This is a genomic window from Microbulbifer variabilis ATCC 700307, assembly GCF_000380565.1.
Classification (GTDB): Bacteria; Pseudomonadota; Gammaproteobacteria; order Pseudomonadales; family Cellvibrionaceae; genus Microbulbifer; species Microbulbifer variabilis.
In genome coordinates, this window is sequence record NZ_AQYJ01000028.1 from 121,413 (window position 1) to 146,820 (window position 25,408).

Here is a 25,408-nt window from a genome sequence, read left to right on the forward strand (position 1 = left end):
TGCGGCCAAAATCGCCGCAATACTATTAATAACACGCAATTATCAGGAGTTTCCGGTGAAACTGGCGAATCCAGACCTGTTGAAGTTTCAGAACTATATCGATGGAGAGTGGCGGGATGCTGAGGGCACCGCAGAGGTGCGTGATCCGGCCAATGGCGAGTTGTTGGGCAAAGTAGCCGATGGTTCAGCGGCAGATGCAGAGGCAGCGGTAGCCGCAGCTAACGCGGCTTTCCCAGAGTGGAGCCGCCGCACCGCCGGCGAACGTGCCGCCATCCTCAAGCGCTGGTATCAGCTAATTATGGATAACAGCGATGATTTGGCGCGTATCCTCACTTTGGAGCAGGGCAAGCCCCTGGCGGAAGCCAAGGGTGAAATTCTCTACGGCGCTTCTTTTATCGAGTGGTTTGCGGAGGAGTGCCGCCGCGCTTACGGCCAGACGATTCCTACCCACAACCCGGCGATGCGTCTGAGCACCATCCGCCAGCCAGTGGGTGTTGTAACCTGCATTACACCGTGGAACTTCCCCAACGCGATGATTACCCGCAAAGCGGCGCCTGCGCTGGCAGCTGGCTGTACCGTGGTGATCAAACCCGCTCTCGAGACCCCGCTTTCCGCACTGGCTCTTTGTCGGCTGGCAGAAGAGGCTGGCCTGCCCAAGGGCACTATCAATGTTGTGACTGGCACTGATGCGCCGGGCATCGGCAGAGTACTGACCCAGGATCCCCGTGTGGCCAAATTCACTTTCACTGGTTCCACTGCTGTCGGCAAGCTGCTGATGGCCCAGTGCGCCAGCACGGTGAAGAAGATGTCCATGGAGCTGGGTGGAAATGCCCCCTTTATCGTTTTCGATGATGCAGATATCGATACCGCAGTGAAGGCCTGTGTAGCGACCAAGTTCCGCAATGCCGGCCAAGTGTGTGTAGCCACCAATCGTATCTATGTGCACGAATCTGTGCACGATGAGTTCGTAGAAAAACTGCGTGCTGAAGTGGCTGCAATGCAGATTGGCCACGGCACAGAAGAGGGGGTGAATATGGGCCCGATGATCTTCCGCCGTGCGGTAGATCGCGTTCAGGGCCTGGTGCAGGATGCGGTAGCGGCTGGCGCCAAGATCGAAATTGGCGGAGAGCAGCTGCCAAATGGTGAGAACTATTTTGCCCCGACCCTGATCACCAGTGTTACTGACGATATGCGTATTGCTCAGGAGGAAAATTTTGGACCGATTGCGGCAGTGCAGAAGTTTACCGAGGAAGATGATGTAGTTCGCCGTGCTAATGATACTCCCTATGGCCTGGCCGCTTATGTAATGAGTGAGAATATTCGTCGCGCTAACCGAGTGGTCGAGGCACTTGAATACGGCATGATTGCCTGCAACACCGGGGTTTTCTCCACTACGGTCGCACCTTTTGGCGGCACCAAGGAGTCCGGTATTGGTCGCGAGGGGGGAGTTGAGGGTATGGCCGAATTCTACGAGACCAAATACTGCTGCTTCGGTGCTTGACCCACAGGTCCGAACGGTTATGCCACGCGCTTGTCTGAAATTGCACAAGCGCCTTGAGAGATTAGCGGGAGCCAATGGCTCCCAAATCCGAATACATTGAAATTTCAGGGAACTTGCGGAGATACAGTTTATGTCTGAGATGCAAACCAACGCTTTCTGGATGCCTTTTACCCCCAATCGCACCTTTAAATCCGCACCGCGGATCGTGGAGCGCGCTGAGGGTATTTATCTCACCGAAAAGGGTGGACGCCAGATTATTGATGCAACCGCTGGCCTCTGGTGCAGCAATGCCGGTCACGGTCGTACTGAAATTGCTGAGGCAATATACCAGCAGGCAAAAACTCTGGATTACAGCTCTATTTTTAATTTCGGTCACGAGCTGGGCTTTGAGTACTCCGAGCGCTTGGTGAAGCATACTCCAGACGGCCTCAACCATGTATTTTTCGGCAATTCCGGTTCCGAAGCGGTAGAGACTGCATTGAAAATTGCCCTGCAATACCAGCGCGCACGAGGCAAAGGCACCCGCACCATGTTTATCGGCCGCGAAAAGGGTTACCACGGGGTGAACTTCGGTGGTATCTCTGTAGGTGGTATCGCTCCGAATTACCAGAGCTTTGGTCAGCCGGTTAAAGCCAATCATATGCGCCATACCCTGGACATTGAGCGCAATGCTTTCAGCCGTGGTCTTCCTGAGCATGGTGTGGAACTGGCGGAAGACCTGGAGCGCCTGGTGGCCTTCCACGGTGCAGATCAAATCGCTGCGGTAATCGTCGAGCCGTTTGCCGGTGCTGGCGGTGTGGTGCTACCTCCGAAAGGTTACCTGCAGCGTTTGCGTGAGATTTGTGATCAGCATGACCTGTTGCTGATTTTTGATGAGGTAATTTCCGGTTGGGGCCGTACCGGCTCCGCGTTTGGCTCCATCGAATTCGGCGTGACCCCGGATATGATCACCTCCGCCAAAGGTATTACCAATGCGGCAGTGCCTTTGAGTGCGGTCTTTGTGAAAGACGATATCCACAACACCATTATGGATGCGGCCGCTGAGGGTATGGTGGAATTCTTCCATGGCTACACCTACTCCGCGCATCCAGTAGCTTGTGCTGCAGGTATGGCAACCCTGGATATCTACGAGCGCGAAGGCCTGCTAACTCGTGCATCCGGTGAGATCGGCCAGCATTGGGAAAATGCCTTGCACAGCTTGGCGGATATGGACAATGTGATTGATGTGCGCAACTACGGCTTGGTTGGTGCGATTGAACTGCGTGCGCCGGAAAACCTGAAGGGTAAATTCGGGGCCAAAGCATCTGGCATGGCCTGGGAGGCAGGAGTGATGGCCCGAGGTATTGGTGATGCCCTGTGTATGTCCCCACCACTCATTATCGAAAAGCACGAGATTGATGCAATTGTCGATAAACTGCGTGGTGTGATTGGCGAGCTGTCCTGATCAACTCTTCCGGCAGCCTTCGGGCTGCCGGCTACTTTCACTGCATTTCCCAAAGCCTTTCCTCTGCTTAGCAGAAAAATAAACCCCGCAGTGAGAGAGTTTCCCTGTGCTATTTACACCTGACTTCTAATCCAGTTTGGTCAATAACCTGATTTGTCAGTTACGGCTACACTGGAAATAGCGGCCTGCGGCGCGATCTCAGTCTTTGCAGAGTCGACTGCATGGTCGCGCTCGTGGGCCGCCTCCCTCCTTACAGCCCTTATCCAATGGGTAGTTTCCCCAATGCTTTAAGTCTCCAGTTATGAGAAGGCAATTGGCTTTTTAGCATCTTTTTGCTGTTTTTCTGCGGAGATTTTCCCGAAAAACTGGTAGTCCATGGACTGTGGCGCTTAAATTAAAATAGATGTTCTACCCGGGGACTGCTCTATGTCCACTGATACTTCCTCTCTCCCCTCCGGGCCTATATTGCAGGTCCTCTCGGCCAATTGGTGGCTGCTGTTATTGCGCGGGTTAATTGCGGTAATTTTCGGGGTGCTAACTTTCATCTGGCCGGGATTATCCCTGCTGACCCTGGTTTTCCTATTTGGTATTTATGCTTTGTTGGATGGGATTTTCTCGCTGGTTGCGGCGGTGATGGGGAGACACAAGTCTACCCCCCTATGGTGGCTGATCGTCTCCGGTTTAATCAGCCTGGCAGCAGGGATAGTGACTTTTATGTATCCACAAATAACAGCGTTGGTACTGGTAATTTTTATTGGTGCCTGGGCCCTGGTTCGTGGAATTTTTGAGATTGTCGGTGCGATTCGCTTGCGCAAGGAAATTGACAATGAGTGGCTGCTGATTGCCATCGGTGTGCTTTCAGTAATCTTCGGTATTGCGATTCTGGTGAGTCCGGGGGCAGGCGCCTTGGCGCTGGTGTGGTTGATAGGAGCCTACGCAATTATTTTTGGTCTGCCGATGATTTGGCTGGCATTCCGACTGCGTAAGCACAATAAAGGTGAATCCTGAAATTTTGGGCAAGTTAGCCGGGAGAGTAATCCCCTCCCGGCACTGGCAGCAAAATTTCCCTGCTATGAGGATATTTAATACTGCAATAAAAAGCGCAATATAAATTAGCGCGGCTGTATCAGATATTTTGGGCGAGGCCCACTGACCTCGGCAAAGCTTCCATCAAGGACTGCCCTTTTTTCTCCAGTGCCATACACAGCTGTATACGCTCTTCTGTCTGTGCCAGGCTGCGTTGGTAACCGGGAGTGAGAGCGCCGTGTTGAGCAAACAACTGCTGTAATTCCTGCAAGCGTTTTGCATCACAGAAAACGCCAGCAAAAGCCGGGGTGCGGCGACGAATTTGGGCCGGAATTTTATCCACAACCTTGTCAAAGTTATCGCGCAGCCACTGCCAGTTTTGTTCTTGTACCTCAGGTTGGGCCAGGGAGTACTGAATCAATGTGAAGGTTTCACGGGGTCCCATTTCTTCGCTGAGGGCCAACTTTTGCACGACTTCTAATTGCGAGGGACTGTCACTACTGCCAATGGCACTGGCGCTGGCATTCTCGAAGCGCGGATCATCCAACACGCCGCGTACTTTGATCAAGTGCGACAAAAAGTCATCACCAGCATCCTGTACGGCTACGGTCAACGCAGGACCATAGAGGTCGGAGTCCAGCGCTTCAGGGTCGCGGGTTGTTTTGTAACCGGTGAATGCAGTGGCTTTATCCACTAACTGCTTGCGCGTATCTGGATCGCCAGCGACCAATGCCATAAAGCCGAGCAGTTCACTGTGCAGCATTTGCTGATCGGGTTCAGCGCTGTTGGCACTGTTGTTTAGTAGCGGTAAATACAGGTTTTGAGCAAAGTTTAGGAATGCAGAGTGCTGCACTTCACCCAAGTAGCTCTCCCGATACTTGCGCAGGTAGTTTAGTGGCAAGGTGATGACCTGCCGTTTTTCTACTCTTGCAGATTGGCGTACAACTTCAAGTAACTGAGCTGCTGGCAGTTTTCCGGCCTCGAAGGCAGCAAAGGCGCTGTCGATAATGGACAGCTGTTCGGTGGGGGCGAATTCTGCAAAATGTTCGAGCAGGGCCTGCCACTGGGCTTCAGGCAAGTTCCAGCGATAATACCCGCTGCCCTGGGCGTTCGGCATTACCCAGCTCGGGCAGGTATTGACGGCAATATCCAGGGTTTCTTCTTTGCGGGTCAGTATCTGGCATTGCTGTTCACTGCCGGCACTGCTGAAGCAGAATGGGATGTTCCACTTTTGCCCGGTCTCTTCAATGGGAGAGCCCAGGGCTTTGTAGCGGCTTTGGCTTACATGCAGTTTTGCCTGGGACGGAGTTGTGCAATCCAGCAACAGCTCCAGCTGAGGTACACCCTTTTGCTCAACGAAACTGCGGAAAGCCTCTGTCAGTTCTGGAGTATTGGTCTCTTCGCCAATAACTTTGTAGAAGGATGGCGAGTCCGCTTCCCCATCACTAAAGGTTTCCAGGTAGCGCCCCAGGGCTGGACGAAAACGCTCGGCTCCAAAATAGCTGTCCACCATATTGATCACACCGAGACTCTTTGAATAGGTGATGGAGTCATAGGCGTTACGGATATTGTTGTTGTCAGTCACCGGTTCGCGAATAGCGCGAGTACTAGCCAGGGAATCCAACTGCATAGCGCCAATGGCGTAAGTCGCGGCATTCAGGTCGTGGCCACCTTCCGGCTCCATAATACGCAGCACCAAAGGTTCTCCCCAGGTGGCAAACCCTTCTTTCAACCACAAGTCGTCCCACCAGGGCGGAGTTACCTGGTTGCCAAACCACATATGGGCGATTTCATGGGCATGTACCTCCACCAGGGCCAGGCGGGCACCGGGGGCGGGATTATCACCTACCAGAATGCGCTGTTCGCGATAGGTGATGGCGGCAGATAACTCGGTAGCACCACTGGGCCATTGGGGTGCTGCGATGATGTCGAGTTTCTTGAAGGGGTAAGGGCGTTGTAGTTGGTTCTCGAAGGTTTCCACCATTTCGGGGGTGATATCGAGGATATAATTCATATCGCCACCACGGCCCTGGCGGGCAAAACCACGTAGTGGAATAGGCTCTTTGCGATATTTACTCGGTGGTATGGCCGGGCGCTCGACGATATCGAAGGGCCCTACCGATAGAGACAGCAAGTAGGTGGACATGGGGGGCGTAGCAGCAAAAGTCACCTTCTCCATGCCTTCACCAGCGGCTTCACGTTTTAGCTCGGGCCCATTACTAATAGCGGCATAGCCTTCAGGTACAGTCAGGCTGACAGAGAAGGTCGCCTTGAGGCCTGGCTCGTCAAAGCCAGGCAGGTACTTGCGCGCCTGGATCGACTCGGACTTGGCCAGGACATAGGCGCCGCCCTGCTCCTCAACCTTAAACAAGCCCGCCAGGTTGCGATCAAAGTCGGCACTGTAGTCAATAAGCAGTGTGAACTCGCCGGCGGGTAACAGTTCGGCAAATTCGATAGCGGCCACACCGCTGTCTAGTACCTGGCGATATTGAGCTGCGACTTCGCGCCCATCAGTCAACTGTGCCTTAATCACACTTACACCGAGGTTATTGCCATGTAGCCAGATATGGTTGGCAGCCTTGGCCAGCTGGATATCGATAGCGACACTGCCGCTAAAGGAATCCTGGCGAGGGTCCAGGTTGAGGTCTAGCCGGTAGGCGGTGGGGCTCACTCCCTGTGGCAATTTGCCCTCTGGGGCATCACTCAAGTCCAAGGTTACAGCCGAGGTGCTGGTCTGCAGTTCGGGTTTTTGCGCGGCCTTTTCTTCTGGATTGCAGCCGGCTACAGACAGTAAAGTCGCGGCCAACAGGGCAAGTGGTATCTTCTTGTTCATAGGGAGAGGGTACTTTGCCTAAAAAGAGGCCATTGTAACGGTTTGGCGAAAAATACGCCTAGTCCTGAAGTGGTTTGATCAACCGCGAGAAAAAAGCCCGGCCGGGAGATCTGCCGGGCTTGTTGCGGGAGGGTTTCTTACAGGTGCGGAACTGTCAGGCTGGAAACCTTACTGCTGCTATAAGGCACTGTGATGGTGTAGTTGGTGTCTTCCGGTTTCTTATAGATAGGGCCCTGGGTATCAATGGCCATAACTACACGGTGGCCGGCAGGTACGTTATAGCTGGTAGTAAATAACTCAACTTCGATTTTTTGCTTCTTGCCGGGCTGGTCGGTACGCACTGTAATTGGTGCATGGGTGATCAGGCGGCCAAGGCCAAAGAGGCTGACATCGTAGAGGTGTACGTTGAGTTGAACCTCTTCCTTACTGGGTTCAATCCACATTTCCAGCTTAGGAGCACCGCGGATTTGCAGGGTTTCTGATTGTCTTGGTGACTTGTACTCAATGGCATAGTAACCGTTGATCGCCATCATTGGCGCGTACACTGGGATACCAAAACCTTCGAGGGCATCGGAAATCAATGGGATACCGGTACCAGCAAAGGTATCCCAGCCCCCGTGGAATTCATTACTCCAGCTCCAGCCATCGTACTTGCCGCTCTCCATACTGCCACTGTTAAACATGGTGAAGCGTGGTTGCAGATACCAAGTGGTGCTCTCCTGGGTTACCGGATAGTCTTCATAGTGCTCCAGCTCATTACTGATGCGCACTGTCATATCCACTTTAGGCTCGCGGTTGATGCCGTTGTCTTCGCCTTTCAGGTGGTGATCGAACCAGCGGAAGCTGGTGGACCATATATGGCCATCGTTGCCAGAGAGGGTCTCGGTAATGGCGTGGGTGCCAGGATTCAGCATCAGCTTTTTGGGGCCCTCAAGCAGGGAGTAAAAATCAGTCATGCTGTTGGGCTTAAACAGATAATCGGCAAAGTTATTAGATACCAGTACTGCAGTGCCGTTTTTGTTCAATTGGTCGATGTAGCTGATAGCCGAACGTTTGGCACCGAACTCGATGACCTGCTCCAAATTCTGACCGCTTCGCAGGTCATCCCAGACCTGTTCCAGTTCAGCTTCTTTGTCGAAAGCAGTAGTAACAAGCAAGCTACCCCAAACCAGGTTAACGGTCTCATTGGGGTAGAGGGCTTCAACCACGTCGGCCCAACCGGACAGGGCAGCTACCGCATCAATCCGAGGGTCTTGTGCCGCGCTTAGCAGGGAAATGCCACCTCCATAGGAAATACCGGCCATCCCCAGCTTACCTACAGAATAATTGGATTCTAACCAGTCGATCAGAACACCAACATCGGCAATACTGTTCTCCCCGGCTACGTCTACCAGGCCGCCCGAGTGGCCAAAGCCACGAGTGGAGTAGCTCAATACCAGATAGCCATTCTCTGCGAGCTCTTTGGCCTGGAAATGATATTGGCGTTTCTCAAGGCCCCAGCTGTTGGTGAAGATGACGGTGGGGTAGCCCTCTGCAGGTGCTGGGGTTTCAGGCACAAACAAATTGGCATCGAGTACAGTTCCATCAAAAGAGGTAATATCCAGATCGGAAATATATTCGGGTGCCGACCAGGCATGGGCTGACATCAAGGCGCCGCCAAGCAGCGCCAGTAGTGGTGCAGTTTTCATTATGTTTCTCTCATCAAAGCAGATTAATTATTATTTTTTTGACCATTTTTTAGAAAATGGTCAACAGCGCAATATATAGAAGCTTGTCCTCTATTTGTATGCCAGAAGGGCCAAAATTGAGACGTTTGTCTCTTAGTTTGTCGTTATCCCCTCCAGTTTTTCTGCAACTTGACTACTGAATACCCTGTCCGGCAGGTCACAAAAAAACACGAAAGGTGATGTTTTGTGATCAAATTGTTCTTTTTTTAATCAATTAAAAGCGGTAGTGTATGGGCTTCACTATTTGACCATGGAGGGCTTCATTAACAACGACTGGTGGCCCGAACTATGGTTTCTCGCGCAGCTGTTTTTTTAGTACTTTGTTTCGGATTTGTACTGACCGCCAATGCTGCTCCCCGCTACCTGGGGGAGGAAATTTGGTATGAAGTGGATAGTGAAAATTTTCGAGTCATTACCGATGGTGATCCCAAAGCGGTAAAGACCCTGGTCGCTGACCTGGAACGCTATCGCGCAGTGGCTACAGAGCTTCTGGAGGTAGATCCAAATACCCCAAAACTCACCATTTATGCGGCGGGGGACAGGGATACTTATGCTGGATTGGTGGGTGCTGAACTAGCTGAAATGACTAATGGCCTGTTCGATACTTCCGCCGAAGGTAGCTATGCCCTGGTGAATCTGGATGGCCGCAGCATAAAGAAGCAACTTAAGGCCCGTGAATTCCTTTTCCACGAGTACACCCACTTCCTTTCCTATAACGGCAATACCATCCACTTCCCCTATTGGTACAGCGAGGGCTTTGCCGAGTTTATGGCAACCATGTCTTTCCCCAAGAAAGGCCGCTATGAGCTGGGTGAAATCCCGCAGGAACGCGCCCAAACCTTGATGTATGCAGGCCTGATGCCCCTGGATAGGCTCTTGCGTGCAACTGTTTATAACACCGATGCCGAGGAGAAAGCCGATGTGTATGCCAGCGGTTGGCTCTTGTCCCACTGGCTGATGATGGAGGGAGATAAGTCGGAAGAATTTAAGCAGTTCGTCAAAGCCTATAACGACGGCGCTGACCCGGTGAAATCACTGGAGAAGGCCCTGGGCATGTCGGTTAAAGAGCTTGAAAAAGCATATGTTGCTGCGTTCGATTCTGGTGAATATGAAGTGGTTAGTGGTGAGATCCCCGCGCACTTCAAAGAGGCCAAGCCTAAAGTCAAACGTCTGCCCAAGCGTGAATCCGTGAATATCCTGGCCGGGTTTATCGCCCAGTCTGGTTACAACCTGCAGGCCCTGGATGACCTTCTTTCCTATGCGTACCACGCGGGCATTTACAGCACCCAACTGGCCGCTATTAAAGCCAGTGCGGATCTGCGCATAGGGGATTTCCCCCAAGCCAGCCACTTACTCGCCAGCGTGCCTCGCAGCGATCGCCAGCAGCCCTGGTACTTGAGTGCGCACGCGTGGTTGACGGTTAACCAACAGGCTACGGTTCCAAACCATGCGCGTGACCTTCGCAGTCTGAAAAAATCCCGTGAGGAATTTAAATACCTGGTAGACAAAGAACCGGAAAATGCCTCCCATTGGTTCGGCCTGGCAATGGCTATGGAAATGCTGGGTTACCCCCGGGAAGAGTATTTGGAAAAGCTGGAGCAGGCCTATATTCGTGCACCTCGTGAGCTGCATATTGCCCAGTGGCTGGCTGAAGAGCTATACCAACAGAAAGATGCGGAGTACTTTGCGAAAGTGGCAAAACCGCTGATGTTCGAACTCCCTGATGAGGATGAGAACAAACAAATAAAAATGAGATTGGCGGAGCTACAGGGCAAACCTAAATCCATCTAATAAAAATAAGAGGCTCATCGAATAAGAGAGGGCTTGTCACTCCGTGTAAGAGACAACCTACATTCGCCAACGTATATTTGCCCGGCAATTGAGTTTGCCGGGCTTTTTTTTGGGGGGATCTTTCACCCTAAGCTGGTACGATTTACCTAACAGCGGCCGCTCCAGATGGCGAAGCGCAAACTGCAGCGCGCAGGAAGCGTAGTACGATGCCTAATAAAAGCTAAAAGGTGCACTGTGCAAAGAAGATTGCTTTTTATTTTCCTTTTACTGACCTCACTATTTCTGCTTTTAGGTTGTGAGCAGCGACAGGCCTCTGTCGATGACACTGCCGACACTGATCTGGCAATTTCCCAACAGCCTGCGCCAAATCAGCAGCAAACACAGCTGGTAGAAGCTCCGGTTTTTGAAAACTATGTAGACCTGGGGGATATGCCTGCTTTGAAGGAGAGAGGCGTCCTGCGTCTGCTTGCGCCGAGGGGGCCCCAAGAGGGCTCGCTGCCGCGTATTGGGCTACCTATGAGTGAATGGAGGGAGTTAGCGGAAAAGTTTGCCCACAGTCGGGGCCTTCAACCTCAATGGGTGTATGTGGACAACTTCGCGCAACTGATTCCGGCACTTATTGAAGGTCGTGGCGATGTCATTGCCAGCAATTTTTCCCGAACGCAGGAGCGAAAGGCTGTGGTTTCCTTTACACGCCCCCTGCAGTTTGTCAGTGAGTTATTGGTAACCCGGCGGGATAATGGGTTACAACCCGTGCCGAATAGGCCATTACAGGTTGCTGTGAGGCGTGGCAGCGCCTTTGCTGAGACGTTGATTCATAGCGAGGATGCGCAGAATTATAAAGTTACCTATCTGGATGGCCCGGTAGAGCATGAAGAGCTGCTAACCGCCGTAGCCGAGGGGAGATATCAGGCGACTGTCATTGACAGCAACCAGGTTAATGCGTTTCTTCCAGCTTATCCACAACTGACCAGTAGTTCCAAGCTCAACTCTGAACGAGCTATCGCCTGGGCGGTGCGACGTGATTCTGTGGCCCTCCGTCGAGAACTGAATGAATTTTTTACGGCTGAATTGGTATTGGCCAGCCAGAAGAGGGAGCAGGCTCTGCGTGATTGGCAGGAGATCCTGGAGAGTGGAACCTTGAGAGTGCTCACTCGTAATCATCCCGCCTCTTACTTTATTTGGCGTGGTGAATTAATGGGGTTCGATTATGATTTACTGAAGAAATTTGCCCGTGATCATAAGCTGCGTCTCAGCATGATAGTGCCAGATCCGGATATGGACCTAGCTGATGCGCTACAGGCAGGAATGGGAGATATGATTGCAGCATCTCTCACAATTACCAAGGGTCGGCGTCAACAGGGGTTAGTATTTTCCCGACCAGTTATGGCAGTCAAGGAGTTGTTGGTGGCCGGTCCCCAAGGCGCAAGTGAAAATAACAACTTGACACTGGAGGAGTTGCTGGCCGGGCAGATAGTGGCGGTAAATCCGCAAACCAGTTATCACGATAGCCTGGTGAAATTACTGCAAAAACAGCATGCACAGGAGCTGCTACCACTACAGATAAAACGTATTGAAGGCGTTACAACGGAATTTCTCATTGATTCTGTGGCCAGCGGAGCTTTCCCCTACACTGTTGTCGATTCACATCTCGTGGCAATTGAAAGCACTTATCGTAACGATTTTAGAGTAGTCGGCGAACTTCCTGGTGATCGCGATATCGCTTGGGCTGTTCGTGCTAAGCAACCGGTGTTATTGGAGCACTTGAATACGTTCTTAGAAAAACATAATCGTGACCTGTTTTTCAATGTTACCTATAACAAGTATTTTAAAGAACAGAAGCGTATCCTTAAGCATCAGGGACAGCGCCTGCGCAGCACGGATGTATTATCGCCATTTGATCCTATAGTGCAAAAATATACTCAAAATACTGACCGCGACTGGCGAATGGTGGTCGCGCAAATGTATCAGGAAAGCCAATTTAATCCTCAGGCACGTTCATTTGCCGGGGCCCAGGGGTTGATGCAGGTACTTCCTCGCACAGCCCGCCAGCTGGGTATTGGTAATTTATATGATCCGGAAAATGGCATTCGAGCAGGTGTATCCTACCTGGATTGGCTGGATGATCGCTTCCCGCAAAACCTACCTCTCGACCAGAAAATCTATTTCACCCTGGCTTCCTATAATGCGGGCCATGGTCATGTGAGAGATGCCAGAAATCTTGCCCAGAGGCTGGAACTGGACCCTAACCAGTGGTTTGGGCACGTTGAGGAGGCCATGCTACTTTTGTCTCAACCTGAGTATTATCGAAGCAGTCGATTTGGCTATGTGCGTGGTAGGGAGCCGGTAAATTATGTGCGGGAAATCAGGGACAGATATATTGGGTACCTAGGTGTTGAGCGTAACCAGTACTATATGGATACACAATAGCAGCCCCTGACCTCCCCGCAGAACGGTTTATGCTATTGCCGCTACCGCTTCAATTTCTATTTTAAGGTCTGCATGCACCAGATTGGAAACCTCTACCAATGAGCAGGCGGGATAGTGACTGTCATAAAAAGAAAATAACTCCTCCCGGATTATACCTAATTTGTCTATCTCTTTTATAAAAATTGTAAGCTTAATTAGGTCTGACTTAGTAAGCCCTTCATAATCCAGAACTTTTTTTAATTGAGAGAGAATTTCTCGTATTTGCTCAGTTAAGTCTTCAGCCTGAGCGTCAGTGCCCATGGCCGTAAGGCCGGAGATATAAAGACTCTTTTCATGAATGACTGCATGAGTCATTGGGCCTTTTGGTTTTGGTAGGAAAGGGTAATCTCTTCTACTTAACATAGTTCTTCCTTCGGGATCTAGTGATTAAATCAGTTATTCTCTCCAGCTCAATTTTACCATGGAACCAAGTGTATCCTGTGGGCCTACTTTGGCGGCGCCGCCAATAATATAGAGGTTGTTACCTATAGTAGCGGCGCCATGACCATGACGTGTTTCATTGAGTTTCGCTTCTTTACCCCACTGATCGCTGAGTGGATCATAGATCCAAATAGCACTGGATACCGTACCTGTCTTCCAGTTGCCATTAGGGCCAAATGCCTCACCTCCGGTAACGACGATTTTTCCGTTAAGTGGCGTTGCAGTAAGACCAGCAAGTGCTTGTGGCAATGGCCTTATCTTTTCCCATTTGTCAAGATTGGAGTCATAAACTTCAAAATACGAAAGATTTTTAGCTTTTTTTGTGCTGTCGCCAACCTGCCGACCACCCACAACATAAATTCTGTTATTGAGACCTGCACCTGCTGCTGAGTTCCTATTGATACTTGGGGGTGCCGCTGTTTCCCAGTGTTTATTATCAACTAATAGATAGTGCTTTTTGCTGTCTCGGTTTTTGGATTCAGAATTGGGGGACTTTCCACCAATAACATGGATTTTCTCCAAGAGTGAGACATGCACACTTTCCGCTATTGGTACTGGAAGTGATGGTGCAGAGCTCCACTGCTCTTTTGCCTCGGATAGCCTCCAAACAGTCTTTTGGGGCTGCCAGGCGTTCCCTTTTTTTCCAGTGAATCCACCAATAGCGTATAGGTATTTTGAGTTACTGGCCATGCCGAGGTGGTGCCTCGGAGCGGGAAGTGATGGTCCAGTTCGCCATTTTTGCAGTTTAGGGGAAAAAATGTAGTTCTCCTCTGACGGAGAAAGGCCGAAAAAAGCGGGAGTGGTTGACGGAATAAAGCCACCGGCAACATAGATTTCATTATTGAAGACGGCGGGATAAATTTCTTGTATAGGCGTTTTCAGCCCGGGCATTTGACTTAAAAAAGGAATTGATTTCTCATTTGCTAATGAGTTGTCAACACTGATCCCAGCAAACACCAGAGGTGAAAATCCTGTGAGTTTCAAAAAATCTCTTCTGGAAATAGGCATAATTATTATTAATAGATAATGGTATTTATAATTTTTTACAGAAAAACAAGCTGTGCGGGTCTCTTTTATAGTTGGCAAACGGTGCACAAGGCTCAAAACCATACCGCTGGTAAAGTGCCACTGCGGGTGCAAATGCTGCGCCGCTTCCGGTTTCCAGCTTAACTTCTTTATAGCTCCGAAGCCTGGCTTCTTTAAGTATTTCTTCCAGTACTGCCTTGGCAACTCCAATACGCAGGAAGGACTGACTAGTTTTCATCGATTTTAACTCCCCTTGGAATTGTGCGATTTCCTTGAGGGCTCCACATCCGGCCAGAGTTCCATTAATACGTGCACTCCAGAAGGTAATGGTTGAATCCTGCAAGGCTTTTGGGTCCAATGCATGAACACTTTCAGCTGGGGAGTGCCTATACATTTCCTGTAGGTGAGAGTTCAAGAGCTTAGCAATAGCTCCATCAACAAGATTATCTTTTTCTACAAAAATTTTCATACCTGAAATCCTTTACCTTTTTCAGGGAGTGTACCGCTAGATATAAGCTGAGGACTAATTTTATATCAGTTCGATAATCCAATTGAATAAAAAAGGGCTCTGAGAGCCCTTAAAATAATTTTAGCTGGCAAGTTGTGTGATTAGGGTCAACCTTGCTACCGTTTTACTAAAGCCTGCCCCATTTTGATGCAACGCTCGCTGGTATAGCGATGATTTTTTAATGCCTTGACCAGCGTAGGTTTGAGCTGTTGTTTTTCCTTCAGAGTATCGCTAAGTTTTTGGGCGCCTTCTTTCGAGCACATAAGGGGGAGCATATATGCATAGATACTAATTAACTCTGAGGAATCTTCATTATTGATCTGATCTAAAGCTGAAAATATTCGTTCGCTATTAGTGTTGAAAAGCTCAATCTGTTCTGAGGTAAACAGAGATGAAGTGGCTGTACGAAGTTCGCTCAACTTGAACTTATCTCTATTTAGGATCAAATTATCTAACCATTTCTGTTTAACTGCCGGTGAGGGCCTAACGGCTTCAGCCGCTATAGCATTGAGCTTTGATCGGTCAGAGTTGTCTTGTTTCAACTCTCGGGCAATGGCTTTTTCATAGTCGGCAAAAAGATAACGGTTCTGCAAGCTTATTAGTTCCCAGCGCATATCTGGATCTAGTTTTAAACCTTTAACGGAGAGCTCCCCCATTAACAACTGTTTGGCATTATCCAGTGCTGCATTAGAGTGGGCTACATTGGTAAAAGTATCAAACCAAACTTTCTGCTGGTCACTACTGCTGGCCGCTTTTTGAAGTTGTGTCCAGACAAAGTCTTCGATCGCCTGTTGTAGTTCGTTGCGGCGCTCTTTTCCGACCGGAATTTGGTTAAGGTAGCTGTAGACAAAACTTAAATAGCGGGCATTGAGCCGGATGGCGTTAATATCCTGTTCCACTGCGCCATTGCTGATAATAAAGCTGATATATTCATCTAAAGGAAGTTTTGTATCATAAGTGCTATCAAACAGACTTTGCCACATCATAAGACGAGCAAAAGGCTGCTGGATAGCATTAATATGCTGAGCCATATTCTTCAGCGTTACCGAATCCAGATTTACTTTCACAAAAGCCCAGTCCCCCTCATTGGGGTAGAGAATTTGCGGGCAGGGCAGCCCTTTGGCATCTTCCACATTAGTTTTGGCACCACTATATAGTACTGGCAAGGTGGCGAAGCGCTTCATATTTTCGCCATCCATACGATAGAGGCCAAGTTGCGTACGCTGTTCTCGTAAGGTGGGATACTCTTGCGGTGCAGTCTGAGTGAGGGTCAAATGACTAATCTGGTTATTTTCACATTGAAAGCTGGCCTCGATGGTATTGAGACCAGCTTGGTAAAGCCATTGCTGTTGCCAGATATCTAAATTAACCCCGGAGGCTTTTCCCAGATGCCCCATGAAGTCGTCAAGTGTTGAGTTTTGGTAGGAGAGCTCTTTCAGGTAATTGCTGACCCCTTTACGGAACTCCTCTTTTCCCAGATAGTAGGGTAGCTGCTTCAACACCGAGCCACCTTTACCGTAGGTAATACCATCGAAGTTGGCAAAGGCTTCATCAGTATTCTTGACGGGCAGCTGGATAGCGTGGGTGGTGGGGCGTTGATCTGAGTGGTAGGCCCACTGTTTGGTACCCAGATAAAAATTCTCCCAGGCATTGGTAAACTCACTGTTCTCCGCCAGGGCCAGGTTAGCCATATAAGTGGCGAAACTCTCATTGAGCCATAGATCATCCCACCAGTTCATGGTTACCAGGTTGCCAAACCATTGGTGAGCCAGCTCATGGGCAATGACATTTGCCAGGCCCATACGCTGTGCCTGGGTTTTTTCCCCGCGTGAAACATAGGCGTCATTAAAAGTAACTGAACCTACGTTTTCCATGGCACCGGCGTTAAAGTCAGGAACAAGGATCTGGTCGTATTTTTTGAAAGGGTAATCTATTTCAAAATATGGCTGGAAGAACTCAAAGGATTGCTTGGTAAAAGTAAACCAATCTTCGGTTTTAACATACTCTGCCAGGCTTTGGCGGGCCATCAGGCGTAGTGGTATGCCGGCAGCATCATCTTCCCAGATATGGTATGGGCCTGCATGAAGAGAAAAAATATAGGAGGAAAATTTTTGCGACTGAGGGAAAAACCAATGCTTCAGCTCTCCTTGCTCCTCTACTCGACTTTCCCTCTCCGCGCTGATAACTACCCAGTCTTTTGGAGCAGTAACATCCAGAGTGTAACGAGCTTTTAGATTTGGTTGATCGAAGTGTGGGAAAAGCCGGTTGGCATCATAGGGCTCAAAGTCAGTATACATATAGACTTTGCCATCTTTTGGATCTTCGAAGCGGTGTAGTCCGGAGCCATTATTGGAATAGGGGTGTTGATAGTTCACTGTAATTGCGTGCTGTCGATTTGGCAGGTGCAATATGGGAACGGTAATGAAGTGGCCGTTATATTCGAACGGAGTTTCTTTGCCATCAACTTTTACCGATTCGACTTTACCACCGGCAAAATCAATAGTGAGAGGCTGCTGTAAAGCTTTTTTGAACTGGATATCAGCGTGTACGGTACCAAAATAACTTTCACCAGTACCATCCAGGTTGACACTCAAGCGGTAATCAACCTCGACCACCTGTTGTTTACGTAATTTGGCATATTCTTCAGAGAGGCCCGATATATTGGCCCTGTGTACCGGCACATAAGTAGTTTCCTTCTGTGCTTGTAAAGTGCTGGATTCCTGGCCGCAGGCGGCCAGTATAGCTGTGCATAGCAGAGCAGCAGTGAGCTTGGGCGGCATCAGCTTACTGGTTTTGATCATTGTATTCTCACGTCTTACTTTTTGTTGCTTTTGTTTTACTAATAGTAGGTGTTCCGCTCATTCCAGCATGTGTGATATAGCTAGGGCCAAATTTTTTTTGGGAGCGCCAAATGTCATTGTACAAGGGGGGTAGTTATTACAGTTCCAGCAGCCAGGGTTGTGCGCTGAGGTGTCGGACTTGTGCGGTAGGCTGATGAGGAATAAGGTCAATGTTGAGAAAGGGCTATTTGCCATTGGCTACTTCGAGGATGGATTCTGCTAGGGCATTGACTAAACCATCGATTTCCTCGCTACTGGAAATGAAAGGCATTCCCAGTTGAATCGTGTCTCCTCCATAGCGGATATAGAAGCCCTTACTCCACATTTTCATCGCAATTCGAAAGGGGTGCAGTAGAGGCTCACCAGGAGCAGGTTGAATGGTTAGGCCCGCGGCCAGTCCGCAATTGCGGATATCATGGATCAGGGGGAGTCCTTTGAGCTGGTGAATATACTTCTCAAGCTCATAAGCAAGTTCGGCGGACCGTTTGAACAGGTCCTCCTGCTTGAGGATATTCAAAGTTGCCAGCGCAGAGGCACAGGCTACAGGGTGGCCTGAGTAAGTGTAACCATGGGGTAATTCAAGTTGATAGTCTGGCCCCGCTTTTTCCATAAATGTATCGTATATACCCTGCTGTACTGCGACGGCACCCATAGGAAAAGCGCCATTGGTAAGCTGTTTAGCGGTATTCAGAATATCCGGCACAACCCCGAAAAACTCGGCTCCAGTGGCTGTCCCCATTCTGCCAAAGGCGGTGATAACCTCATCAAAAATCAACAATATCTGGTGTTCGTTGCAGATATCGCGCAGGCGTTGCAAATAGCCCTCAGGGGGTGGAAGTACACCGGCCGAGCCGGCCATAGGCTCAACAATTACCGCTGCTATATTGCTGGCATCGTGCAGGGCAATTAAATCGAGTAACTCATCAGCTAAATGTGATCCCTGTTGTGGCTGTCCACGGCAAAAGCGGTTATCTGGCAAAAGGGTATGTGACAAATGGTCGGAATCGAGTGTGGGGCCAAACATTGCCCGATTGGCACCTATACCACCCACGCTGATTCCACCGAAATTAACCCCGTGATAGCCTTTTATCCGACCGATAAGCTTGGTTTTTGCCGCTAAGCCCCTTTTGCGCCAATAGGCGCGAGCAATTTTCAATGAAGTTTCTGCTGATTCTGAGCCCGAATTAGTAAAAAAAATACGGTTCAGGCCCACAGGCATAAATTGGGTGATTCGCTCAGCTAGTTGAAAAGATAAAGGGTGGCCAAACTGAAATGCAGGGGCATAGTCGAGAGTTTTTAGTTGGCGATTAATTGCCTCGGTAATCTCTGGACGATTGTGTCCAGCGCCACAAGTCCAAAGCCCCGAGAGCCCATCAAAGATTGGACGACCATCGGCACTGGTGAAGTAACAGCCCTCAGCAGCAATGATTATTCGGGGATCCCGTTTAAATTGACGGTTGCCTGTGTAGGGCATCCAATGGGAATCGAGTTGTGTCTGGGTTAGCCCTGCGAGTTTGTCGTTCATTTTTATTTTCCGACTTCTGCTCTATTAAATTAATTCTGGACCAAATTTTCTATTTAATAAATTGCCTGAAACTAACTTTAGTTTCATAAGCGGGCGCTATTAAGAAAGGTTTGGAGTATGGGCGTGGTGGGGTAGGGCTTGATTGCCGCTGGGAGGCACTACTGGGAGGTTAGGGGGGCAGGTGTTGCAGGGAAGTAAAAGATCCGGGGGCTCGGCCCCCGGTCTTGGCCGTGGTTAAACGGCGGTGGCAATCCGGTCTACATAGGGCGCCAGTTCTGGTTTGTTCTCCAGGATTTCTTCCCTGGAGAGGCCGTCAATTTCATGTGGGAAAACCAGCCACTCTTCAGTTTTGTGGATAAAGTAGTCTGGCACACGTTTAGCCTTATTGTTTTTAGGCTTGTAGTAAGGTGTGGCAATTCGAATTTCCGGTGTATTCTTTTTACAGGCCGCACGCAGATCTTCGATAGTTTGCTCAATACTCAGGCCAGAATCGTGCACATCGTCCACGATTAATAGGGAGTCGTGTGACTCAAGGCGCTTGATCAGATAGTTTAAGCCATGAACGCGAACCTTCTTGTCACGCTCGCCGATGCCGAGGTAGGACGAAGTCCGGATTGCGATATGGTCTGCATCCACACCCATCACGTGCAGCAATTCCTGTACTGCGATACCAACCGGAGCGCCACCACGCCATACACCGACAATATAATTGGGGCGAAAGCCGCTTTGATAGATCTGTTCCGCAAGCGCGTAGGAATCCGTTAAGAGTTGCTGTGCGCTGATAAAGTGCTTTTTCATCTATGTACCCCTCAGAAAAAGGCGAACTTGGCAACAAAGAGTGCCGCTAACACGTAGACACTGATACTGACGTCTTTACTGCGCCCACTCAGTGTTTTAATGACTGCGTAGGCGATAAAGCCCAATGCAATACCGTGGGCGATAGAGAAAGACAGCGGCATCATAACCGCAGCAATCACTGCTGGGGCGGCTTCAGTGATGTCATCCCAATCGATAGAAGACAGGCCGGAAGTCATCAGGACACCAACGTACAGCAGAGCCCCGGCGGTTGCATAAGCGGGAATCATGCCGATCAGTGGTGAGAAGAAGGTTGCCAGCAAAAACAGTACGGCACAAACCACAGCGGTTAGACCGGTGCGTCCACCAGCAGTGATACCAGCGGTACTCTCTACATAACAAGTGGTGGTTGAGGAGCCTAAAACAGAGCCGACCACAGAGGCGGAGCTGTCGGCCATCAGGGCTTTGCCCATACCCGGAAGCTTACCGTTTTTGTCCAACAGCTTGGCCCGGTCAGAAACACTCAGAAGGGTGCCTGCGGTATCAAACAAGTCTACAAACAGGAAAGCGAAAATTACGCTGATCATGCCAACTTCGAAGGCACCGGCAATATCCAGTTCGAGGTAGGTGGGTGCCAGGCTCGGCGGCGCGGATACCAGGCCAGTGAACTCAACCTTGCCGATTGCCAGCGCAATAATTGTTACGGCGAGAATACCGATCATCACGGAGCCGAGCATACGGCGGTAAGATAGGGCCACGATAATAAAAAAGCCCAGAGCTGCGAGCATGGCTTCAATAGATTTGAGATCCCCGAGTGTTACCAGAGTAGCCGGGCTCGCAACAACAATACCTGCGCTTTTCAAAGCGATAATGGCCAGGAACAGGCCAATGCCGGCGGCAAGTGACTGCCGTAGGGAAAGAGGAATACTGTCAATAATCCATTCCCGCAACTTAAAGATACTGAGTAGCAGGAATACCACCCCTGATATAAACACTGCACCCAGGGCCACCTGCCAGCTGTAACCCATCTCGCCGACTACTACGTAGGCGAAGAAGGCGTTTAGTCCCATTCCAGGTGCCAGGGCAATTGGATAGTTAGCGTAAAGTCCCATAATCAGGCAACCAATCGCTGCGGCCAGGCAGGTCGCCATAAATACGGCGCCTTTATCCATGCCGGCAGCCGCCAGGATATTGGGGTTTACAAAAATGATGTAAGCCATGGTTAGGAATGTGGTAACGCCGGCAATCACTTCCCGACGAACATTCGTTTGGCGCTCGGACAGCTTAAACAGCTTTTCCAGCAGAGGGGCCTGGGAGATGCCAGACCCTGTGGTCGCCGATGTTTGGATATCAGTGGGTTTCATATCAGAAGTGGTACTTTACTAACAGGTTTACGTTACGCTCATTGGAATCAACCCCGAAGGAACCATCTTTGATTCCAAACTTGTCATTCCAATGTACATATTCGATACCGGCATATAGGGCTTTAGGCTCGCCCCAATTGGCACCTACATCCCACTTCAGCTGGGAAGTAAAGTTCATGCTGGGGTGTGCATCCTCAGAAGCACTGGTCCAATCAATAAAGCCGTCATACACGAAGCTGGCATCACCCAGGCTAAACGGCATGGCCCAAACGAGGGTCAGCTGTTCGTTGCTGGCTTTGTCGTCGTTGTCGCGGCGATATGCATTCACTTGCACAAAGGAGAATCCTGGAACTGCCACATCGAAACCAAGGCCTACAAGGGTATTGGTGAAATGCGGGCCGGTAGCAGTGAGGCCGTCCGGGTCATCCATATTGCCCAGTTCAACGGTGGAAGCTACTAGTACGTCGGTCACAGGTCCCCAGGCCAGCTCACGGCCACTGAGCTTCCCCAGGCTTAGGCGGGGTGAAATTTCAGCGTAAAGTTCATTGGAACCTTCTTCTGAGTCCAGGTAGTCGGCAAAGATAAATAGATCGCCCCAACTATGGCCGCTGGCGTGCTCAAAAGTTACTACGGAACGCTCGGAATCATCCGTCGAAAGGCTGTAGTTCACTTCATAGTTGCGGCCATACAGCAGGCTCAGACTGTTGTCGCTCCAGGTCATTTCAGCTTGGGCAGCTACAGACAACAGGCCGGTAGCCATTAGTAGCAGGGGCTTGGTTGGTTTCATTCTATTACCTCTGTTACGGCGACAGGCGGAAACCGCACTGGCGGCCGACATTCCGGTCGGCGGAGTTGGTTAAAAAATAGTCGCGGAATGTACCAGAATTTACCGACTGTTTTCCAGTATTTTTTTTGCAGCATTTGCGGCTTTAAAACAGAGGGAAAGCAAATCTGTACCAACGAAATCCGTAATAGAAAAATAAAGTTATCTTTTACTGCTCTCACATACGAGGAGTGGAAAAAAGGTCTAGTGAGGAGTTGGTCTGATTACCAGGGTAGTTAGGTTCGCGGTGATTGATTCAGGTCTTGACCAGCTGGTTTCATTTGTAAAGGTTCATAGAGTAAAAGCACCAAGTTGGTGCATTTATGAATAGTTTCTTTACATAAAGGAAGGAGGAGGGATTTTTGGCCGAGATTCTATAGAAGTTCCCATCAATTAGGGGCTGCCCTTTTGAAATATAAATATTGGTGGGGAGATTGACTTAGAGTTCTTTAGTGAAGACTTTATCGGTTATTCCTCGAAACACTTGTGTTACAGTGCACCCCTCATTTAGGAGGATTTTTCAAAGCTTGCTTATTGGCTGTGACCTAGATTTAGTTGTCGGTGATTTTTTGATCATAGGTGGTCTCTGCGCTTACCACTCCTTATAAATAGATGCGTATTTGCAGACGTAAAGAGTGGTTGAAAGCTCTGATTATCCTCCCAGGTGAAAGTAGCTATCGTTGTACTTCGCCTGGTCAAATAAATAAAAAAATGGGGTCAATTGGCTCCGAGTGTGTATATCGGTTGCTCAAGTAATCTAATCATTTTGACATTGGCTTATGACTATATGGTGTCAATTTGTTAGGTAGTAAGGGGCGATCAGTAGTGGGAGGCTATATGAAATCCAATTGTCTGCATCTTGCAATTCCTGCAGGAGATCTGGAGACGGCAAAGAAGTTTTACTGTGATGTTCTGGGGTGTAAAACTGGCAATAGTGAAGAGGGGCGCTGGGTAGATATCGACTTTTGGGGTAATGAACTAACCCTTCACCAAAGCGAAGAAAAATTGCCGAATGTGCGCCACAAAGTGGATATGGGCGAAGTTGCAGTGCCTCACTTTGGCATTCATCTACCAGATGATGAATTCCAAGCCTTAAAAGGTCGTATCGAGGCCGCCGGCCTCGAATATCTGGATAAGCCCTATCGCCGTTTTGTCGGTAATGAATATGAGCAGGAAACCTTCTTTATCGAAGATCCAAACGGAAATGTTTTGGAGATGAAGACTATGGTGAATCCGGAGCTGATGTTTAAATAGAGTTCAGCTTGCTCTCAAAGTATAGAGCTAAACCAGCTCGATAAGATTAACTGTCGGGCTGGTTAAAAAATTCTCTTTCTGGCAGATTGCCAATCTTTATACATTCTCCTACTTCTCAAGTTCATAGCCAACTTGTATTTCTTCAGAGGGAGCCTTGAAGTGATCTTCATTAGGTTGTCTAGCGAATAACTATAAGGTAGTGGTCTGGGTTTGATTCGTTCATCTATAGCAGTAAACCAACTTAATATATCTTATCCACTAATAAGGGGCTGACTTTCAAAATAAAACTAATCTATTCCACCTTGATGAATGCACTGGCTATTTAATGGCGTTAAGTAAGACGGCCACTTATATTGTGTAAGATCAAATGGATTTTCTTTAATACCTTAGTGTAATTCTTGCAGCTGAGCTAAGTCGAAATACCGGTATGTCTCTTCAACCAAGATCTTAGTGTTAAAAAGACTATTATTGATAGGTAAGTCATCCATTGTATGAACATCAATAATAAAATTAAAATACCCACACTTTAAAAGTGACAGTGGTAAACCATTAAAACCCCAACGATTTGAATATAACCTCAAAAAATTAATTCCTGAGAAAAGTTCTCGTTTCCCATTCTTTATAGGCTTCTCAATTGAGCGAAAATTGGAAATGTCAAAAATATTCTGCGAATCAGGTTCAGTTTCCCCTCTTCTCCATAGAAGAATAAGGATCTTGGCTTGGAGGGGCCATAAAGGCTAGCCGGCAGCCGGAGAGATCTTTTTCAATTCCCCTTGTCTTGAGGAAACTTGGTCCCGTTGGATTTCTTGGTGACACTCGGTGATCTTAAGTTTACTATTGTGGCGAATAGCTAATGGTAATTGTCATAGATTATCCCAGTGTTGACTATGTGGTATAAATAAAATATAAAAACTATAAAGCTGTAGTCGTAATTCAATCAGCTTGTTTTGGGTATATTTATCTATATTCTTTTATTCTTCACCAATTAAAATTTTTTGGATTTCTTTCGGGGGTATTCGAGAGGATATCTGTATTTCCTCTTCGGCTGGATAGCTATTTGGCATTAATTTTGGTTGAATGCGATCCTCAAGAAATTTTGTAACCTCTTCGATTGACGCTTTGTGATCATCTTCACTATTTTTTTTACTGTCTATAAACTCCAGGTCACTCCAACTCTGAAGGACATGCTTTGCATTATCAATTTGTTTGCTGGTGCAAGTTAAGATGGGTTTCTCATTAGCATCCAAAAGAGACTGAGTGCGTTTGTATTTCTGTTTATGGTTGGATGTTAGCTCTATTTCAAAAGTGTTCATGATTTCTTGTGTCAGTCTCAAGTAATTTTCTCTTTGTACACTTTGATTTATACGATAAGCATTTCCAGCGTTCGTGGAAGATCTGTTAATATAGAATTGACAGCTAAGCAAGTGCTTTTCTGTAATGGGAGTACTCCAGTTAATCAATTCCAAGTCATCTTTTAGGGGTTGGCTCTCGAAATAAAGCCAATCGCTGCCCCCCTGGTTAACCCATTGAAAGTTGATAGGACCTAAAAAAGATGGCCATCTAGACGGAGTCAGATCAAAAGGGGTGGATTTTCTTCCTTTGTGTAAGTTTTGTAGAAAAGTAAGATCAAAAATTCTGAATGTTTCTTGGGCCAATACTCTATTGTGGAATAAAGTTTCATTAACGGGTAAATCTTTTATTAAATTAACATTTATAAAAAAACTGACATCTCCACGCTGTCCCTGAATAATGGGTAAGCCATTGAAGCCCCATCTATTTGAATAAATACACAGAGTTTGTACTTCAGAAAAATACCTTAACTCACCAGATTTCAACCTCCATTCTAGGGGTTTGAATTTTGATAAGTCATTGATGTCAATGATATTAGGTTCTGACTCCCAGATTCCCATTGAGGAATAGGGGTCAGATTGCGGAGGTGCCAAAAAAGAGGTTTTACAGCCTGACAGTTCTTTTTGAATTTTCCTGGCCTTTTGAAAGTCAGGCCCTTTAGGGTATTTACTTCTATTGTACAGCATTTTTT

17 protein-coding genes are annotated in these 25,408 nt (G+C 48.6%); 6 read left to right on the plus strand and 11 right to left on the minus strand.

The window, feature by feature from the left end; translation table 11 throughout:
- The first annotated feature begins 55 nt into the window (after window positions 1–55).
- The 3 genes from G367_RS0116270 to G367_RS0116280 all read left to right on the plus strand — a co-directional run bounded on the left by G367_RS0116270 (window position 56) and on the right by G367_RS0116280 (window position 3,953).
- The gene (locus G367_RS0116270) at window positions 56–1,501 is read left to right on the plus strand and encodes an NAD-dependent succinate-semialdehyde dehydrogenase (RefSeq protein WP_020414219.1); all 1,446 of its coding nucleotides are present in this window, start codon (window positions 56–58) and stop codon (window positions 1,499–1,501) included.
- A 130-nt stretch (window positions 1,502–1,631) separates the two neighbouring features.
- A complete protein-coding gene (aptA, locus tag G367_RS0116275; RefSeq protein ID WP_020414220.1) occupies window positions 1,632–2,945 on the plus strand; it encodes an omega-aminotransferase AptA in 1,314 nt (437 codons plus the stop codon).
- A 426-nt stretch (window positions 2,946–3,371) separates the two neighbouring features.
- Window positions 3,372–3,953 (plus strand): HdeD family acid-resistance protein, encoded by a 582-nt coding sequence (locus G367_RS0116280; RefSeq protein WP_020414221.1) that lies wholly within the window; start codon window positions 3,372–3,374, stop codon window positions 3,951–3,953.
- A 118-nt stretch (window positions 3,954–4,071) separates the two neighbouring features.
- Here G367_RS0116280 and G367_RS0116285 read toward each other — a convergent pair whose 3' ends face one another.
- Window positions 4,072–6,804, minus strand: coding sequence for a M1 family metallopeptidase (locus G367_RS0116285; RefSeq protein WP_020414222.1), 2,733 nt, complete (start codon window positions 6,802–6,804; stop codon window positions 4,072–4,074).
- A 137-nt stretch (window positions 6,805–6,941) separates the two neighbouring features.
- Entirely contained in the window at window positions 6,942–8,492 is a 1,551-nt protein-coding gene (locus G367_RS0116290; RefSeq protein ID WP_020414223.1) for a CocE/NonD family hydrolase, read from the minus strand.
- Between the two features lie 327 nt (window positions 8,493–8,819).
- On the opposite strand from G367_RS0116290, the gene G367_RS0116295 reads away from it, so the two are divergent.
- Both G367_RS0116295 and G367_RS24030 read left to right on the plus strand, forming a co-directional pair.
- A complete protein-coding gene (locus tag G367_RS0116295; RefSeq protein WP_020414224.1) occupies window positions 8,820–10,322 on the plus strand; it encodes a hypothetical protein in 1,503 nt (500 codons plus the stop codon).
- A gap of 234 nt (window positions 10,323–10,556) precedes the next feature.
- Complete coding sequence (locus tag G367_RS24030; protein WP_169337127.1) at window positions 10,557–12,752, plus strand: transporter substrate-binding domain-containing protein; 2,196 nt, start codon at window positions 10,557–10,559, stop codon at window positions 12,750–12,752.
- 27 nt (window positions 12,753–12,779) lie between these two features.
- On the opposite strand, the gene G367_RS0116305 is transcribed toward G367_RS24030, so the two are convergent.
- The 8 genes from G367_RS0116305 to G367_RS0116340 form a co-directional block, all read right to left on the minus strand.
- Window positions 12,780–13,154, minus strand: a complete 375-nt coding sequence (locus tag G367_RS0116305) for a RidA family protein (RefSeq protein ID WP_020414226.1) — start codon at window positions 13,152–13,154, stop codon at window positions 12,780–12,782.
- A gap of 33 nt (window positions 13,155–13,187) precedes the next feature.
- Complete coding sequence (locus G367_RS0116310; protein WP_020414227.1) at window positions 13,188–14,216, minus strand: Kelch repeat-containing protein; 1,029 nt, start codon at window positions 14,214–14,216, stop codon at window positions 13,188–13,190.
- A gap of 49 nt (window positions 14,217–14,265) precedes the next feature.
- Entirely contained in the window at window positions 14,266–14,727 is a 462-nt protein-coding gene (locus G367_RS0116315; protein ID WP_020414228.1) for a GNAT family N-acetyltransferase, read from the minus strand.
- 155 nt (window positions 14,728–14,882) lie between these two features.
- Window positions 14,883–17,567 (minus strand): aminopeptidase N, encoded by a 2,685-nt coding sequence (gene pepN, locus G367_RS24035; protein WP_020414229.1) that lies wholly within the window; start codon window positions 17,565–17,567, stop codon window positions 14,883–14,885.
- 223 nt (window positions 17,568–17,790) lie between these two features.
- On the minus strand, window positions 17,791–19,131 hold the full coding sequence (gene aptA, locus G367_RS0116325; RefSeq protein WP_020414230.1) for an omega-aminotransferase AptA: 1,341 nt from the start codon (window positions 19,129–19,131) through the stop codon (window positions 17,791–17,793).
- Window positions 19,132–19,365: 234 nt separating this feature from the next.
- Window positions 19,366–19,929, minus strand: coding sequence for a phosphoribosyltransferase (locus G367_RS0116330; protein WP_020414231.1), 564 nt, complete (start codon window positions 19,927–19,929; stop codon window positions 19,366–19,368).
- 11 nt (window positions 19,930–19,940) lie between these two features.
- Complete coding sequence (locus G367_RS0116335; protein ID WP_020414232.1) at window positions 19,941–21,290, minus strand: NCS2 family permease; 1,350 nt, start codon at window positions 21,288–21,290, stop codon at window positions 19,941–19,943.
- Between the two features lies 1 nt (window position 21,291).
- On the minus strand, window positions 21,292–22,077 hold the full coding sequence (locus tag G367_RS0116340; protein WP_020414233.1) for an outer membrane protein OmpK: 786 nt from the start codon (window positions 22,075–22,077) through the stop codon (window positions 21,292–21,294).
- Between the two features lie 873 nt (window positions 22,078–22,950).
- Here G367_RS0116340 and G367_RS0116345 point away from each other — a divergent pair.
- The gene (locus G367_RS0116345) at window positions 22,951–23,367 is read left to right on the plus strand and encodes a VOC family protein (RefSeq protein WP_020414234.1); all 417 of its coding nucleotides are present in this window, start codon (window positions 22,951–22,953) and stop codon (window positions 23,365–23,367) included.
- A 971-nt stretch (window positions 23,368–24,338) separates the two neighbouring features.
- Here G367_RS0116345 and G367_RS0116350 read toward each other — a convergent pair.
- Window positions 24,339–25,403 carry a hypothetical protein gene (locus tag G367_RS0116350; RefSeq protein WP_020414235.1) on the minus strand — a complete coding sequence of 355 codons (1,065 nt, stop codon included), beginning with the start codon at window positions 25,401–25,403 and terminating at the stop codon, window positions 24,339–24,341.
- Between the last annotated feature and the right edge of the window lie 5 nt (window positions 25,404–25,408).

Excerpts from the sequence above, each read along its gene's own strand:
- aptA (WP_020414220.1), top strand. The coding sequence starts at position 1,632 with ATGTCTGAGATGCAAACCAACGCTTTCTGGATGCCTTTTACCCCCAAT.
- G367_RS0116280 (WP_020414221.1), top strand. The coding sequence starts at position 3,372 with ATGTCCACTGATACTTCCTCTCTCCCCTCCGGGCCTATATTGCAGGTC.
- G367_RS0116285 (WP_020414222.1), bottom strand. The coding sequence starts at position 6,804 with ATGAACAAGAAGATACCACTTGCCCTGTTGGCCGCGACTTTACTGTCT.
- G367_RS0116290 (WP_020414223.1), bottom strand. The coding sequence starts at position 8,492 with ATGAAAACTGCACCACTACTGGCGCTGCTTGGCGGCGCCTTGATGTCA.
- G367_RS0116295 (WP_020414224.1), top strand. The coding sequence starts at position 8,820 with ATGGTTTCTCGCGCAGCTGTTTTTTTAGTACTTTGTTTCGGATTTGTA.
- G367_RS0116305 (WP_020414226.1), bottom strand. The coding sequence starts at position 13,154 with ATGTTAAGTAGAAGAGATTACCCTTTCCTACCAAAACCAAAAGGCCCA.
- G367_RS0116315 (WP_020414228.1), bottom strand. The coding sequence starts at position 14,727 with ATGAAAATTTTTGTAGAAAAAGATAATCTTGTTGATGGAGCTATTGCT.
- pepN (WP_020414229.1), bottom strand. The coding sequence starts at position 17,567 with ATGATCAAAACCAGTAAGCTGATGCCGCCCAAGCTCACTGCTGCTCTG.
- aptA (WP_020414230.1), bottom strand. The coding sequence starts at position 19,131 with ATGAACGACAAACTCGCAGGGCTAACCCAGACACAACTCGATTCCCAT.
- G367_RS0116330 (WP_020414231.1), bottom strand. The coding sequence starts at position 19,929 with ATGAAAAAGCACTTTATCAGCGCACAGCAACTCTTAACGGATTCCTAC.
- G367_RS0116335 (WP_020414232.1), bottom strand. The coding sequence starts at position 21,290 with ATGAAACCCACTGATATCCAAACATCGGCGACCACAGGGTCTGGCATC.
- G367_RS0116340 (WP_020414233.1), bottom strand. The coding sequence starts at position 22,077 with ATGAAACCAACCAAGCCCCTGCTACTAATGGCTACCGGCCTGTTGTCT.
- G367_RS0116345 (WP_020414234.1), top strand. The coding sequence starts at position 22,951 with ATGAAATCCAATTGTCTGCATCTTGCAATTCCTGCAGGAGATCTGGAG.
- G367_RS0116350 (WP_020414235.1), bottom strand. The coding sequence starts at position 25,403 with ATGCTGTACAATAGAAGTAAATACCCTAAAGGGCCTGACTTTCAAAAG.